Origin of the sequence: Burkholderia pyrrocinia, assembly GCF_001028665.1 — a bacterium.
Classification (GTDB): Bacteria; Pseudomonadota; Gammaproteobacteria; order Burkholderiales; family Burkholderiaceae; genus Burkholderia; species Burkholderia pyrrocinia.
Window position 1 is genome coordinate 160,227 of the sequence record NZ_CP011504.1, and the last position, 14,534, is coordinate 174,760.

The 14,534-nt window shown below is 67.9% G+C and carries 10 protein-coding genes and 1 pseudogene; 6 read left to right on the forward strand and 5 right to left on the reverse strand.

Translation table 11 applies throughout. The features are described from left to right. The first annotated feature begins 159 nt into the window (after window positions 1-159). Complete coding sequence (locus tag ABD05_RS17085) at window positions 160-480, forward strand: hypothetical protein (protein ID WP_047901373.1); 321 nt, start codon at window positions 160-162, stop codon at window positions 478-480. 165 nt (window positions 481-645) lie between these two features. Here ABD05_RS17085 and ABD05_RS17090 read toward each other — a convergent pair whose 3' ends face one another. The 4 genes from ABD05_RS17090 to ABD05_RS17105 form a co-directional block, all read right to left on the reverse strand. Further along, entirely contained in the window at window positions 646-990 is a 345-nt protein-coding gene (locus ABD05_RS17090; RefSeq protein WP_047901374.1) for a DUF4148 domain-containing protein, read from the reverse strand. Window positions 991-1,189: 199 nt separating this feature from the next. Further along, a complete protein-coding gene (gene gndA, locus ABD05_RS17095; protein WP_047901375.1) occupies window positions 1,190-2,602 on the reverse strand; it encodes an NADP-dependent phosphogluconate dehydrogenase in 1,413 nt (470 codons plus the stop codon). A 97-nt stretch (window positions 2,603-2,699) separates the two neighbouring features. After that, complete coding sequence (locus ABD05_RS17100; RefSeq protein ID WP_047901376.1) at window positions 2,700-3,341, reverse strand: DUF938 domain-containing protein; 642 nt, start codon at window positions 3,339-3,341, stop codon at window positions 2,700-2,702. Beyond that, window positions 3,338-4,234, reverse strand: coding sequence for an NAD-dependent protein deacetylase (locus ABD05_RS17105; RefSeq protein ID WP_047901377.1), 897 nt, complete (start codon window positions 4,232-4,234; stop codon window positions 3,338-3,340). The genes ABD05_RS17100 and ABD05_RS17105 overlap by 4 nt, the downstream gene beginning before the upstream one ends. Window positions 4,235-5,480: 1,246 nt before the next feature. On the opposite strand from ABD05_RS17105, the gene ABD05_RS17110 reads away from it, so the two are divergent. After that, window positions 5,481-6,440 carry an LLM class oxidoreductase gene (locus ABD05_RS17110; RefSeq protein ID WP_047901378.1) on the forward strand — a complete coding sequence of 320 codons (960 nt, stop codon included), beginning with the start codon at window positions 5,481-5,483 and terminating at the stop codon, window positions 6,438-6,440. A 417-nt stretch (window positions 6,441-6,857) separates the two neighbouring features. Then, a complete protein-coding gene (locus ABD05_RS17115; RefSeq protein ID WP_047901379.1) occupies window positions 6,858-9,353 on the forward strand; it encodes a mechanosensitive ion channel family protein in 2,496 nt (831 codons plus the stop codon). Between the two features lie 27 nt (window positions 9,354-9,380). Here the strand turns inward: ABD05_RS17115 and ABD05_RS17120 are convergent, their stop codons facing one another. After that, a complete protein-coding gene (locus tag ABD05_RS17120) occupies window positions 9,381-10,214 on the reverse strand; it encodes a CerR family C-terminal domain-containing protein (protein ID WP_047901380.1) in 834 nt (277 codons plus the stop codon). A gap of 92 nt (window positions 10,215-10,306) precedes the next feature. On the opposite strand from ABD05_RS17120, the pseudogene ABD05_RS17125 reads away from it, so the two are divergent. The 3 genes and pseudogenes from ABD05_RS17125 (at window position 10,307) to ABD05_RS17135 (ending at window position 14,515) form a co-directional block, all read left to right on the forward strand. Beyond that, window positions 10,307-11,435, forward strand: a pseudogene (locus ABD05_RS17125) (HlyD family secretion protein). After that, window positions 11,428-13,014, forward strand: a complete 1,587-nt coding sequence (locus ABD05_RS17130) for an MDR family MFS transporter (protein WP_047901381.1) — start codon at window positions 11,428-11,430, stop codon at window positions 13,012-13,014. The pseudogene ABD05_RS17125 and the gene ABD05_RS17130 overlap by 8 nt, the downstream one beginning before the upstream one ends. A gap of 13 nt (window positions 13,015-13,027) precedes the next feature. Further along, on the forward strand, window positions 13,028-14,515 hold the full coding sequence (locus ABD05_RS17135) for an efflux transporter outer membrane subunit (protein ID WP_047901382.1): 1,488 nt from the start codon (window positions 13,028-13,030) through the stop codon (window positions 14,513-14,515). Window positions 14,516-14,534: the final 19 nt, after the last annotated feature.

Below are 14,534 nucleotides of genomic sequence, written 5' to 3' on the forward strand. Positions count from 1 at the left end.
CGGGCCGCGCCGCGCGACCCATCCGGCGGGCCTGCCGCCGGTCTTCCGCCTACTTCGCCGCCGCCGTCTGCCGTCTCGGCTCCGTCACATTCTCCCCTTCGATCGCCGCCTATACTCGGTGATGCGCAGCGCGATCCAACGACAACGAGGAGCATGACAATGAACAATGCGACGTTTCTTTCGGTGCAGCTCAACGCGGACGATTTCGCCGGTTCCAGCGGCCTGGTCGAATTGCTCAACCGGCACCTGCTGTTCGCGACCGACGTCGCGGAGGCGGCCGATGCGCTCGTCCAGCTGGCGAGCGTCGCGCACCTGACGGGCGCCACGCGCCACAGCGTCGAGCTGCCGGTCCTCGCGATCGAGCGGCTGCGCGAGGCGCTCGACACGCTGAGCGGCTACGACGAAACGTGGCTGCAGGTGCTGGAGCCGGCCGAAGCGCTGTTCCGGGATATCGGGCGCGGCAGGCGCCCGCTGCACTGACTGCCGGCGCAGCACGCGCCACCCATGAAAACAGGCCGTCGTTCCGCATGACGGAACCGGCGCCGCAGGCGCCACCAAAGAAAACAGCCCGTCGTCCCGCAAAGCGGGACGACGGGCTGTTTGTACTACATGGGGTCAGGTCCGGCCGCCAAGGCGGCCGCGCCATTAACGACCCTTGTAGACCGGTGCGCCGTCAGCGATACGCTTGACTTGCCAGCCGGTCTTTGCCGCGGCCGGTGCGCCGGATTCCTGCGCGGCGGCCGGTTGCGCGCCATAGCCGGTCGTGTCGGCGGCGGCGACATTCTGTTGCGGGTTCACACGGGCTTCAGCAGCCAGGATGCCTTCCGGGTAGTTCGTCCGGTCGCTGCCCAGCTTGTAGCCGGCCTGTTGCAGTTGGACCAGTTCGGCCTTCACCTGCGCACGGGTGACGGGCGCGTTCTGTTGGGCGAACGAGACGGCGGGAACGGCGAGGACAGCAGCTGCAGCGAACGTTGCGATCAGCGATTTCATGATTACCTCCGGGATTTTTTTGCTCCGCCGCACACACCATGTCTGCAGCGATGGAACAGAGTTTAGTCCCGACGTCCCCTAGGGAAAACCATGAAAGAGCGAAAACACTGTTTCCCCGGAGCCAACAATGCCGGCATCCGGGATAGAGAAACCCTATTCATAGAATAGATTTTCGCAACAATACCGCCCCGCGGCCCGGTTACGACCAGTTCGCGTGGAAGCTGCCCGGCTTGTCGGTACGCTCGAACGTGTGCGCGCCGAAGAAGTCGCGCTGTGCCTGCACCAGGTTCGCCGGCAGCCGCTCGGAACGGTAGCTGTCGAAGTACGCGACCGCCGACGCGAACGCCGGCACCGGCACGCCGGCCTTCACCGCGGCGACCACGACGTCGCGCAGCGAGGCCTGGTAGTTCGCGGCGATGTCCTTGAAGTACGGATCGAGCAGCAGGTTCGCGAGCGCCGGATCCTTCGCATACGCGTCCGTGATCTTCTGCAGGAAGCGCGCGCGGATGATGCAGCCCGCACGGAAGATCTTCGCGATCGTCCCGAGATCGAGGTTCCAGCCGTACTCTCCGGACGCCGTGCGCAGTTGCGCGAAGCCCTGCGCGTACGAGATCACCTTGCTCAGGTACAGCGCGCGGCGCACCGCTTCGACGAACGCGGCGCGATCGCCGTCGAACGGCGCGACGGCCGGGCCCGACAGGATCTTGCTGGCCGCGACACGCTCGGTCTTCAGCGACGACAGCACGCGCGCGAACACCGATTCGGTGATGAGCGGCAGCGGCACGCCGAGATCCAGCGCGTTCTGGCTCGTCCACTTGCCGGTGCCCTTCTGCGCGGCGCGATCGAGGATCACGTCGACGAGGTGCTTGCCGGTCTCTTCGTCCTTCTTGCCGAAGATCTTCGACGTGATCTCGATCAGGTAGCTGTCGAGCTCGCCCTGGTTCCATTCGGTATACACCGCGCCGAGCTCGTCGTTGGTCAGGCCCGCGACGTTCTTCAGCACCGAGTAGCTTTCGGCGATCAGCTGCATGTCGCCGTATTCGATGCCGTTGTGGACCATCTTCACGTAGTGGCCGGCGCCGTCCGGGCCCATGTACGCGACGCACGGCTCGTCGTCCGACGGTGCCTTCGCGGCGATCTGCTTGAGGATCGGCTCGACGAGGTCGTACGCGTCGCGCTGGCCGCCGGGCATGATCGACGGGCCGCGCAGCGCGCCCTCTTCGCCGCCCGACACGCCGGTGCCGATGAAATGCAGGCCCGATTGCGCGAGTTCCTGGTTGCGGCGGATCGTGTCGGTGAAGTGCGTATTGCCGCCGTCGATCAGCACGTCGCCCTTTTCGAGCAGCGGCTTGAGCGACGCGATCGTCGCATCGGTCGCCTCACCGGCCTTCACCATCATCAGGATCCGGCGCGGCGTTTCGAGCGACGCGACGAACTCCTCGAGCGTATGGGTCGGCACCAGATTGCGGCCGGGGAATTCGGCGATCAGTTCGTCGGTTTTCTCGCGGCTGCGGTTGTACACCGACACCGCGTAACCGCGGCTCTCGATATTGAGTGCGAGATTGCGGCCCATCACCGCGAGTCCGATCACACCGATTGCTTGTTTGCCCATTAGTCAATTCTCCGGAAAAAACAGGGCGCGACCCGACCCGGGCCGCGCGCACAGGCGAAAGGATAGTGGAAACCCGGCGGCGATGCGCGCTTGCGTGTCATTGCTCCGCGTGCGGAAGCCGCCGGAACACGACGCTCAGGTTGTTCGCCGGCATTTCGACGACCTCGATGCAGTCGAGCCCGCGATCGAGGCCGAGCGCGACGACCGTCTCGAGATCGCGCACGCCCCACGACGGATCGCGGCTGCGCAACTGCAGGTCGAATGCTTCGTTCGACGGCGCCGTATGCCGGCCTTCGCGACGATACGGGCCGTACAGGAACAGCACGCCGCCCGGCCGCAGCAGGCGCGACGCACCCGCGAACAACGCGTCGGCGCACGCCCACGGCGAGATGTGAATCATGTTGATGCAGACGATCGCGTCGAGCGCGTCGAGCGGCCACGATGCATCGCGCACGTCGAACGCGAGCGGCCCGGCGACGTTCGCGAGGCCCGCATGCGCGATCCACGCGGCGATCGAGCGCCGCGCCTGCGCGTCGGGATCGCTCGGCTGCCAGCGCAGGCCCGGCAGCGCCTGCGCGAAATGGACGACGTGCTGCCCCGTGCCGCTCGCGATTTCGAGCACGCTGCCGGTCGCCGGCAGCACGCGGCGCAAGACGTCGAGGATCGGCCCGCGATTGCGTTCGGCCGCCGGCGCCGACAGCCGCGCGGACGGATCGGGTGCGGGTGTCGGGCCGGTCACGATGCGTGCTCCGTTGCGTTGCCCGCGAGGCCCAGCCGCGCGGTGAGTGCGTCGAGCGCGGGTGCGCACTGCGCCTCGACCTTCAGCGTCAGCATCGGATCGGCGCGCGTATGGCCGAGATTGAGCGCGGCCACCGGCTTGTGCTGCGCCTGCGCCCACACGCAGAAGCGGTAACCGGAATACACCATCAGCGACGACCCGACGACGAGCAGCGCATCGGCCGCCTCGAGCGCCTGCGCGGCCAGCGCCACCCGCTCGCGCGGCACGTTCTCGCCGAAGAACACGACCGCCGGCTTCAGCAGGCCGCCGCATGCGGGGCACGCCGGGATACGGAACGTGTCGAGCGCGGCCCATTCGAGGTGTGCGTCGCCGTCCGCGGCCGGCTCGGCCTGCGCGCCCAGCAGCTCGGGATTGTCGGCTTCGAGCACGGCCTGGATCGTCGCGCGCGCATGATGCGCGCCGCATTCGAGGCACGTCACGCCGTTGATCCCGCCGTGCAGTTCGATCACGTCGTCGCTGCCCGCGCGCTGGTGCAGGCCGTCGACGTTCTGCGTGACGAGGCGCTCGATCCGGCCCGCGCCGCCGAGCCGCGCCAGCGCGACGTGCGACCGGTTCGGCTGCGCGCGGCCGACGACGGGCCAGCCGATCATGCTGCGCGCCCAGTAGCGTCGCCGCGCGGCATCGGAGCCGAGGAATTCGTGGAGCTGGATCGGCGGCGAGCGCATCCATTGGCCGTTGCGGTCGCGATAGCCGGGAATGCCGGAATCGGTGCTGATGCCCGCGCCGGTCAGCACGAGCAGGCGCGGATGACGCTCGACGAACGTATGCAGCGCGTCTAGTGCGGCCGGATCGACATGGGCGGATGAGGGATCGTGCAAGGCTTTATCGTTCATGTTGGCGACGCGTGATCGGGCGCGCCGGCAAGCCGTGCGACCGCACGAGCGGCCCGCGCGCCAGCACATGATACAGAACGCCGCGCGATCCGGCCGGCGGCCTGCACAGCAAACCGGCGCGCAAAAAAAGACGCCCATCAGCCGCTCGGCGATGGGCGCTTCAACAATTGATCCATCGGGGTAGTGGATCAACTGACAGCACAATATTGCGACGTCCGCCGCGCTGAGGCCGGCAAACGCTTCCCCTGGACTACGCGTGTTCCGCAATGCCGCGCGCATCGTTGCGCGGCCGGCTTTCCGGTGCGATCCGGCTCTTCTGCCCGCCACGCCGATGCGATGCGCGGCGCGCGAACGGATCCGCCGCGCGACGACTCGCGTTGCGCTACGGAATGACGATCCGGGATCCAGGCCGGAGCCATGTTCACGGTTCATCCCCGACGGCCGACCGGCACCGGTCGGCCTCGTGCGTCACGCATGCACGTCGTCGTTCAGAACGAACCCGATTGCTCGGATGGAACGGAAAGCCGCGCGCTCACGTCGCCGTAATCAACGGCGAAGCGAATACCCGGGCAGGTCGGCGATTCATGTTTGCAACATGACACGTTGCGATTCGGTCTGTTTTCATTCTCTTGTCCCCGTCTTTGATATGTCCGACCCACTGAAGCGATCGGCAGGCCGACTGCGCCCGCGATTGCACTCACGGCCCGTACAGATACGCAAGGAGCGCACCATGCTTCACGCCGCAAGGCCGCGCGGGCCGCCGAAATACCGTCGGCGCGAATCGCGCATCGGCAAAAAGCGCGAATGTTTCGAAACTGAAACACGGAACATGACCTGTCCGGGCGCAGCCCGGGCGGGCATCGGGGGCGTTGCATCTGCGCTATCGCCAATCGACTTACAATCGCCCGACGGTGGCGACGCCCGCATGACCGGACGCGTGCACCTGGCCTTGCGCGCTTCGCGCGGCCCCTCGCCGCATCACCGGAGATCCATACCCGACACATGCCTGGCGCAAAAGACTGGCTGGATATCGACTACCGCACGCTGTTCTACAGCGCCGACAGCGACAACCGCGCCGCAACGCGTGGCGTCCCGCCTCGGCCTCACGCTGCGAATCGCGTAGCGCCGTGTTCGGCGCAGGCCGCCCCGCTCCCGCCCGGCGCAAACACGTTAGCATTCGGACACGGAACGCCCCGCCAGCACGAACCGGCGAGCGTTCGCTCTGCACCTCCGCCACGGATTCGACATGACCACGCCCGTCCCCACCCGCGCCGACGGCGCACACCGCGTCTTTTCGGCCGGGCGATTGTCGATCGGCCTCACGCTGCCGCTGCTTCGCAGCGGCAATATCGTCGCCGACTTCAACGAACAGCTCGAACTCGCGGCACTTGCCGATACGCTCGGCTTTCGCGCGCTGTGGATTCGCGACGTGCCGCTGAACAGCGCCGACTATCCCGACCCGGTGGGCCACCTCGATCCGTGGGTGCTGCTCGGCGCACTGGCGTCGCGCACGCGCGAGATCGCGCTCGCCAGCGGCGCGATCGTGCTGCCGCTGCGTCATCCGCTGCATATCGCGAAGGGCGCGCTGTCGGTTGCAACGCTGTCGGGCGGACGCTTCATCCTCGGGCTCGGCTCCGGCGACCGCCCGCCTGAATACGCGGCGTTCGGCGTCGACGCGGAAACGCGGCGCGATCGCTATCGCAAACACTGGGAAGTCGTCGCGGCCGCGCTCGGCGTGCCGTCGCGCGTGCTGCCCGACGAAGCGCCGCCCGACGCACCCGAATTCATGTTGCTGCCGCGCGGCGACGACGCGGTGCCGATGCTCGCGGTCGGCTCGGGCGGACAGAGCGTCGACTGGATCGCGCGGCACGCGATCGGCTGGATGACGTACCACCGCGATCCGGACACGCAGCGCGCCCGCTATTCGATGTGGCGCGCGGCGGTCGACCGGCTCGCGTCGCCGGCTTTTCGCGCGTTCGGCGTGTCGATGCGGCTCGACCTCGCCACGCATCCCGATGCACCCGCCACCGCGCTGTCGCTCGGCTATGCCACCGGGCGCCGTGCATTGATCGACATCCTGCAGGACATGCGCGCGGCAGGCACGCATCACGTCACGCTGAATCCGGGATCGGACCGGCCCGTGCGCGAGGTCATCGAAGAACTCGCCGAGCATGTGCTGCCGGTTTTTCACGACGAGCACGCGTGATTCGTCAGGAATGCGAAGCCATCGAATGCGACGTGCGTGTTGCGATGATTGTCCTTTGTTCGTGATCGGGCGAACGCTCGCATAACGATACGCCATTCGCGTTCGACAACCGTTCCCGGTTCACATCTGTACACCGGGTCCCCAACAGGTATGCGTTACAGGACGCTTACGATTCGACAAGAAGGACGTGTCCACATGTCGGATCGTTACAGTCTTGTGTCGGACACTTGCCCGTCCGAACGCCCTGCCGACAAGATCGCGATGCAAATACGGGCCGCCAACGCCCGCGCTGCCTCGCGTATGCCCGAATCGAATATTCGTCGATGGAACTATTCGGCTTCGATCGAGATCATGTTAACTTCCGTCCATCGTTCAGCCCGGCGGGCCGCGCGCCGATGCGCGCCCGCATGACTACTCATGCGCCAACTTCTCCTCGGCTGGCTGCTCGCCGCCGTCGTCTCGGCTGCGCACGCGGCCGCTCCCGCACCGGCCGCCGCATCGGCCGCCTCCGGCACCGCGCCCGCGCTGACGCCGCAACAGGCCCAGCAGGCACTCGCCGTGCTCGAAAACCCGCGCCAGCGCGCCCAGGTCGAAACGACGCTGCGCGCAATCGCCGCCGTCGGCGCATTGAGCGCACCCGCGGTCGCGGCAAGCGAAGCCGACGCGGCAAGTGGCGCGTCTGCTGCCGCCGCGCCGACCGCGCTCACGTCGAACGGGCTCGCGTCGATGCTCGTCCGCCAGGGGGCGCGCTGGAGCACCGAAATCGGCAGCGCGCTGAAGGAATCGCTGCGCTCGCTGCTCGATGTAGGCTCGGTCGGAAGCTGGTGGCACGACAGGCTGGTGCGCGCCGACGAGCGCGCCGATCTCGCGCACGCGCTCTGGATCATCATCGCCGTGCTCGTGCCCGCGCTGCTGTTCGAATGGTTCGCGAAGCGGCTGCTGCGGCGCGCGCTGGCCGCGCTGGCGGCACGGCGCGCCGACTCGTCGCGCAGCACCGCGCCCGACGACGACAACGCGCCGCCACCGGAATCTTCAGACCGGCCGGACGCCCCTGACGTTGCCGACACTGCCGACGCATCCGACGCCATACCCGCGTCATCGCAAGACCGCGGCCACGCGCGGCGTCACACCACACTGTTGCACCGGATGCCGCGCGCGCTCGTCAGCCTCGCGCTGCGCGCGGTGCCGCTGCTCGTGTTCGTCGGTGCCGCGAGCCTGACGATGTCGATGATCGGCGATGCAGGCACGCCGATCGAATCCGCGCTCGAATCGCTGATCGACATCTACGTGATCTGCCGGCTGGTCACGATCGTCAGCCGGCTGTCGTTCCAGCCCGATGCACGGCAATTGCGGCTGCTGCAAATCAGCGACGCATGGGCCGACTTCGCGCAACGCTCGATCGCGCGAATCGTGATCGTGGTCGGCGTCAGCACGGCCGCGATCGAGATCGCCGCGAACTTCGGGCTCAGCGAGGCCGGTCACGTCGCGCTGCTGAAAGCCGTCGCGCTCGTCGGGCACGTGATGATCTCGGCGCTGATCCTGCAGTGCCGCCGGTCGGTCGCCGCGCGGATCCGCGCAGCCGGCGCGGACCATCCGACCGTCGCGGTGGTCGGCAACGCGCTCGCGGACGCATGGGCGCCCGTGTCGGTATTCATCGTGATGGCGCTGTGGTTCGTGTGGGCGCTCGACGTCCATCACGGCTACCGCGTGCTGATCACGCTCGGCGGCCGTTCGATCGCCGCGATGATCGGCATGCGGATCGTGTCGATCATCGTGTTCGACGCGCTCGCGCGGCTATTCCAGCGCCGCGACGAAGACCGCACGCTCGTCCACCTGCACGCGTACCGCTACTACCCGCTGCTGCGCCAGATCGTATCGGTTGCGATCGGCATCGTGACGGTCGCGCTGCTGCTGCAGATCTGGGGCGTGCCGATCTTCCGCGCGTTCGAGACGGGCACGATCGGCCACCGGCTCGCGTCGGCGCTGGTGACGATCGCGATCGCGGCCATCGTCGCGCTCGTCGTATGGGAAGCCGCGAACATCGCGATCGAGCGACGTCTGCAGCGATGGACCCGCGAAGGCAATCTCGTGCGCGCGGCGCGGCTGCGCACGCTGCTGCCGATGCTGCGCTCGCTGCTGTTCGTGATGATCGCGCTGGTCGTCGTGCTGACGGGCCTCAGCGAACTCGGCGTGAACGTCGGCCCGCTGCTGGCCGGCGCCAGCATCTTCGGCGTCGCGCTCGGCTTCGGCTCGCAGAAGCTCGTGCAGGATTTCATCACCGGGATCTTCCTGCTGATGGAAAACGCGATGCAGGTCGGCGACTGGGTCACGCTCGCCGGCGTGTCGGGCACGGTCGAATACCTGTCGATCCGTACCGTGCGGCTGCGCGCGGGGGACGGGTCGCTGTACACGATTCCGTTCAGCTCGGTGACGACCGTCAACAACACGAATCGCGGGCTCGGCAACGCGGCCGTCAAGGTCAGCATCGCGTATGGCGAGGACATCGACCGCGCGATCGCGACGCTGAAGGAGATCGGCGCCGCCTTGCGCGACGATCCGAAATACCACGACGGGATCCTGTCGGACTTCAGCTACTGGGGCATCGACCAGGTCGACGGTGCGGCGCTCGCGCTCGCCGGGCAGATGCAGTGCACGGACTCGACGCGCTGGAGCGTGCAGCGTGAATTCAACCGGCGGATCGCGGAAACGTTCCGCGAACGCGGCATCCGGATCGCCAATCCGCAACGCAGCCTCGTCGCGTATGCGGATGGATCACGGCCTGGCGGCAACGGCGAAGGCGAAGGCGAAGGCGAAAGCAACGGCGACGGCGGCAGCAACACCCACAACGGCAACGCCACCGAAACGGCGGCCCGGCCGCCTTCGCCCGGCGAACCGGAGCGCAAGCCGGGCTGACCGGCCAGGGCTAGCGGCGCGCCGCGCTCAACGCGCGGCGGGCTTCCTCGCACGCCGCGTGCTTGCCGCCGCAGGCGTTGACGGACCCGGCTTCGCCGTGCGTTTCGCCGCGGCACGCTGCCCCCGCTTCGCACCGGCTTCAGCACCAGCGGCACCCGCGTCGCGCTGTGCGTGCCATTGTTCGAGCAGCACGCGCGTCTGGTCGGCGATCGTCTCGATCAGCAGCGTCGCGCGTTCGCCCTCGAACGCTTCCCATTCGAGCAGTTGAAGCGCCGAACGCTGCGCGATGTGAAACACCGTGAGTTGCCCGAACAGGCTCAGCGCGCGCAATCGCGTGACGGGATCGTCGGCCGGCCGCCCGGAGATGCGGCCGATCAGCTCGGCGCTCACGTCGTTGAGCGGCTTGCGCATGCGCTTCATCAGGATTCCGCTCGCGCTCGCCGGCTCCTGGCCGCCCTGCTCGCGCGCGAAGAACATCCGCTGGTTCATCGTCTTCGGTGCGGTGAACATCCGGTCCGACAACGCGCGCAGCAGCCCGACGAACGCGTCGATCAGCACGTCGACGTCCGCGTCCGCATCGAGCATCGCCCACGCATGGCCGACCGCCGGCGCGAACACCTCCCAGCCGTGCTCGGCGATCGTCTCCACGCACGCGCGATAAACGCCTTCCTTGTTCTCGAAGTAGTACTGGAGCGCCGGCGCGTTCACGCCGGCCATCGCGGCGATCTCGCGCGTCGATGCACCCGCGAACCCGCGTTCGCCGAACAGTTCGATCGCCGCCTCGATGATCCGCTGGCGCGTTTCGTCGCCGCGCGCGTAGCCGCCCGCCGACGTGCGGCGCAGCTTCTTCGCTTCGTTCATGCCTTCCTCGTCATTCGATCGACCGACATTCTACTTGACACAATTTTATCAACTGGAATAATTCTTCCACTCGGAATAAATTGGATGCCAGCATGTCGACGCTGCAAGACCCGCCACAGAAAGTAAATCGTCAGGAAACCGGAACAACGCCGCGCAACGGCAAGGTCGGATCGAAGCGGCGCATCCTGCTCGTCGTCGCCGTGCTCGCGACCCTCGGCGCCGCCGCCTGGCTCGGCCGCTGGTGGACGGTCGGCCGCTTCATCGAAAGCACCAACGACGCGTACCTGCAGGCCGACAGCATGACCGCCGCGCCGAAGGTCGCCGGCTACGTGACCGACGTCTACGTGCGCGACAACCAGGCCGTGAAGGCCGGCGATCCGCTCGTGCGGCTCGACGTCCGCCAGTACCAGGTCGCGCTCGCGCAATCGCGCGCAACCGTCGACGCGCGCCGCGCCGATATCGCGCGCGCCGAAGCCGACATCAGCCAGCAGCACGCGAATCTCGAACAGGCCGATGCGCAGGCGAAGGTGTCGCAGATCAACGCGCGGCACGCGAGCGACGAGTACGCGCGTTATGCACCGCTCGCCGCGACCGGCGCCGAAACGCACGAACGCGTCGCCGACCTGAAGAGCACGCGCGACCAGGCAACCGCGACGCTCGCCGCGAACAATGCGTCGATCGCCGCCGCACGCACGCACGCAGATCACGTCATTCACCGCACAGCTCCAGCAGGCGCGCGCGCAGCTCGAGGCCGCGCAGGCCAGCGCCGCGCAGGCGCAGCTCGACCTCGACAACACGATCGTGCGCAGCACGCTCGACGGCCGCGTCGGCGATCGCACGGTGCGCGTCGGTCAATATGTGCAGCCCGGCACGCGCCTGTTGACCGTGGTTCCCGTCAATTCGATCTACCTCGTCGCAAATTTCAAGGAAACGCAGATCCGCCAGATGCGCATCGGCCAGCCCGTCGAACTGCATGTCGACGCACTGCCGGACGGCGCGCTATCCGGCATCGTCGACAGCTTCGCGCCCGGCACCGGCGCGCAGTTCGCGCTGCTGCCGCCCGAGAACGCAACCGGCAACTTCACGAAGATCGTCCAGCGCGTGCCGGTGCGCATCCGCCTCGCCGCGGACGCCCGCGCACAGCACATGCTGCTGCCGGGGCTGTCGGTGACGGTCGACGTCGATACACGCTCGGCCCGCGACGAGCAGCGCCATGGCTGACACGCCCGCGACGACCCCCGCGCCGCCGCACGAAGGCCGCGCGAGCGTGACCGACTGGATCGCGGTCGCGGCCGGCGCGCTCGGCGCGCTGATGGCGACGCTCGACATCTCGATCACGAACTCCGCGCTGCCGCAGATCCAGGGTGAAATCGGCGCGACCGGCACCGAAGGCACGTGGATCTCGACCGGCTACCTGATGTCGGAAATCGTGATGATCCCGCTCGCCGCGTGGCTCACGCGCGTGTTCGGGCTGCGCAATTTCCTGCTGACGAACTCCGCGCTGTTCATCGCGTTCTCGATGATGTGCGGCTGGTCGCATTCGCTGCCGATGATGATCGCCGGCCGGATCGGCCAGGGCTTCACCGGCGGCGCGCTGATCCCGACCGCGCAGACCATCATCCGCACACGGCTGCCGTTGTCGCAGTTACCGGTCGGGATGACGCTGTTCGGCCTGATCGTGCTGCTCGGGCCGCTGTTCGGCCCGGTGCTCGGCGGCTGGCTCGCGGAGAACGTGAACTGGAGCTGGTGCTTTTTCCTGAACCTGCCCGTGTGCCTTTTGCTGATGGCACTGCTGGTGTTCGGTCTGCCGTCGGATCGCCCGCAATGGGGCGCGTTCTTCAACGCGGACTGGCTCGGGATCGCCGGCCTCGCGATCGGGCTGAGCTCGCTCACCGTCGTGCTCGAGGAAGGCCAGCGCGAGCGCTGGTTCGAATCGCAGACGATCGTCACGCTGAGCGTCGTGTCGTTCGCCGGGATGATCCTGATCGCGCTGTCGCAGCGCTTCGCGAAGCGGCCGATCATGCGGCTGTCGCTGATGCGCAACCCGCGCTACGCGAGCGTGATCGTGATCGTGTCCGCGGTCGGCGCCGGGCTGTACGGCGTGTCCTACCTGCTGCCGCAGTTCCTCGCGATCGTCGCCGGCTACAACGCCGAACAGGCCGGCGCGATCATGCTGCTGTCGGGCCTGCCGGCCTTTCTCGTGATGCCGATCCTGCCGCGCCTGCTCGGCAAGGTCGATTTCCGCATCCTCGTGATCTCGGGGCTGCTGCTGTTCTGCCTGAGCTGCATGCTCGACATCAGCCTGACCGCGCAGAGCGTCGGCCACGACTTCGTGTGGTCGCAGCTGATCCGCGGTCTTGCGCAGATGCTCGCGATGATGCCGCTCAACCAGGCGTCGATGGCGGCCGTCGCGCGCGAAGACTCGGGCGACGCGGCCGGGCTCTACAACATGGCGCGCAATCTCGGCGGCTCGATCGGGCTCGCGATCATCGGCACCGTGATCGACCGGCGCACGACCTTCCATACGGCCGCGCTCCGCGAATCGGTGACCGCGAACTCGCTGATCGGGCAGGACCGGTTGTCGGCCTATGCGGCCAACTGGTTCGCGCACACCGGCGATCTCGCATATTCGAACCTGCGTGCGCTCGGACAGCTTGCGCAGCAGATCCAGATCCAGGCGGTCGTGATGACCTATTCCGAAACCTTTTATCTGCTGGGCCTCGCGCTGCTCGCGTGCGTGCCGCTCGCGCTGCTGCTGAGAACGCCGCGCGGGCCGCAACCGATGTCGTCCGGCCATTGAACCGTCTTCCGCAATGAAACCCTTCTCCCTGCCCCGCCGCCCTGCGCTCACGCTGTGCGCGGCCGCGTGCCTGCTCGCCGGCTGCACGGTCGGCCCCGACTACCATGGCGCGCCCGCCGTACCCGATGCGCCGACCTTCGTGCGCGCGCCGGCATCCGGCGTCGACACCGCCGCGCCCGCACCCAGCGCGTGGTGGCACGCGCTGAACGATCGCCAGCTCGACGAGCTGATCACCGCGGCGCTCGTATACAGCCCCGATCTGCACGCCGCGCAGGCACGCTTGCGCGCAGCGCGCGCGCAGCTCTCGCAACAGCGCGCGGCCCAGTTGCCGAAATCGTCGGCCACCGTCGCGGCCATCCGCATGCGCGAACCGAACGTCAGCGCACTCGGCTCATTGCTGCCGTCGAACGGCTCGAACCAGTCGGGTGGTACGTCGCCGTCGCTTGGCGGCTCGGGGCCGCTGCAGCTTTATTCGGCAGGCTTCGACGCGACCTGGGAAATCGACCTGTTCGGCGGCACGCGCCGTGCGGTCGAAGCCGCGTTCGCACAGGCCGAGGCCGTCGACGCGGATCTCTCGGACACCCAGGTGTCGATCGCCGCCGAAGTCGCGACCGCCTACGTCGACCTGCGCGACCAGCAGCAGCGGCTGGCGCTGTCGCAGCGCACGGCCGAACTGCAGCAGACGATGCTCGACCTGACGCAGCAGCGCCGCGCACGCGGCATCGCGGCCGATGTGGACATCGAACGCCTGACGACGCAGGTCGAGAGCACGCGTGCGTCGTTGATCCCGCTCGACGCGCAGGTGACGGAGTCGCTCGACCGGCTCGCGATCCTGACGGGCCGCGCGCCGGGTGCGCTCGACGCCGCGCTGTCGACACCGGACGCCCCGCTGCCGACGCTGCCCGGCAGCGTCGCAATCGGCGATCCCGCCGCATTGCTGAAGCAGCGCCCCGACATTCGCGCGGCCGAGCGCCGGCTCGCGTCGAGCCATGCGCAGATCGGCGAGCATGTCGCCGACTATTTCCCGAAGGTGACGCTGCTCGGCGATCTCGGCTTCAGCGCGACGGACCCCGGCCATCTGTTCCGCAAGCAGAACTTCACGTGGGTCGGTGCGCCATATCTGCAATGGAACATTCTCGATTTCGGCCGCACACGCGGCGCAGTGCGCGCGGCCGAAGCATCGCGCGACGAAGCGGAAGCGAATTACCTGAAGGCTGTGCTCGGCGCGCTGCAGGATGCAAATACGGCACTGCAGCGCTATGGACACCAGCGCGAGCACGTTGTTGCGCTCACCAAGGTCCAAACGTCGGCCGTGCATTCCCGATCGCTGATGGACGAGCGCTATCGCGCGGGCGTCGCATCGATGATCGACCTGCTCGACACGCAACGCGAAGCGCTGTCCGCGCAGCAGAACGTGATCGCCGGGCAAGCCGAACTGATCAAGGATTACGTGTCGCTGCAGAAGAGCCTCGGGCTCGGATGGCAGGCAGGCGCGGTTTGACGGTGCCTGCGCGATACAT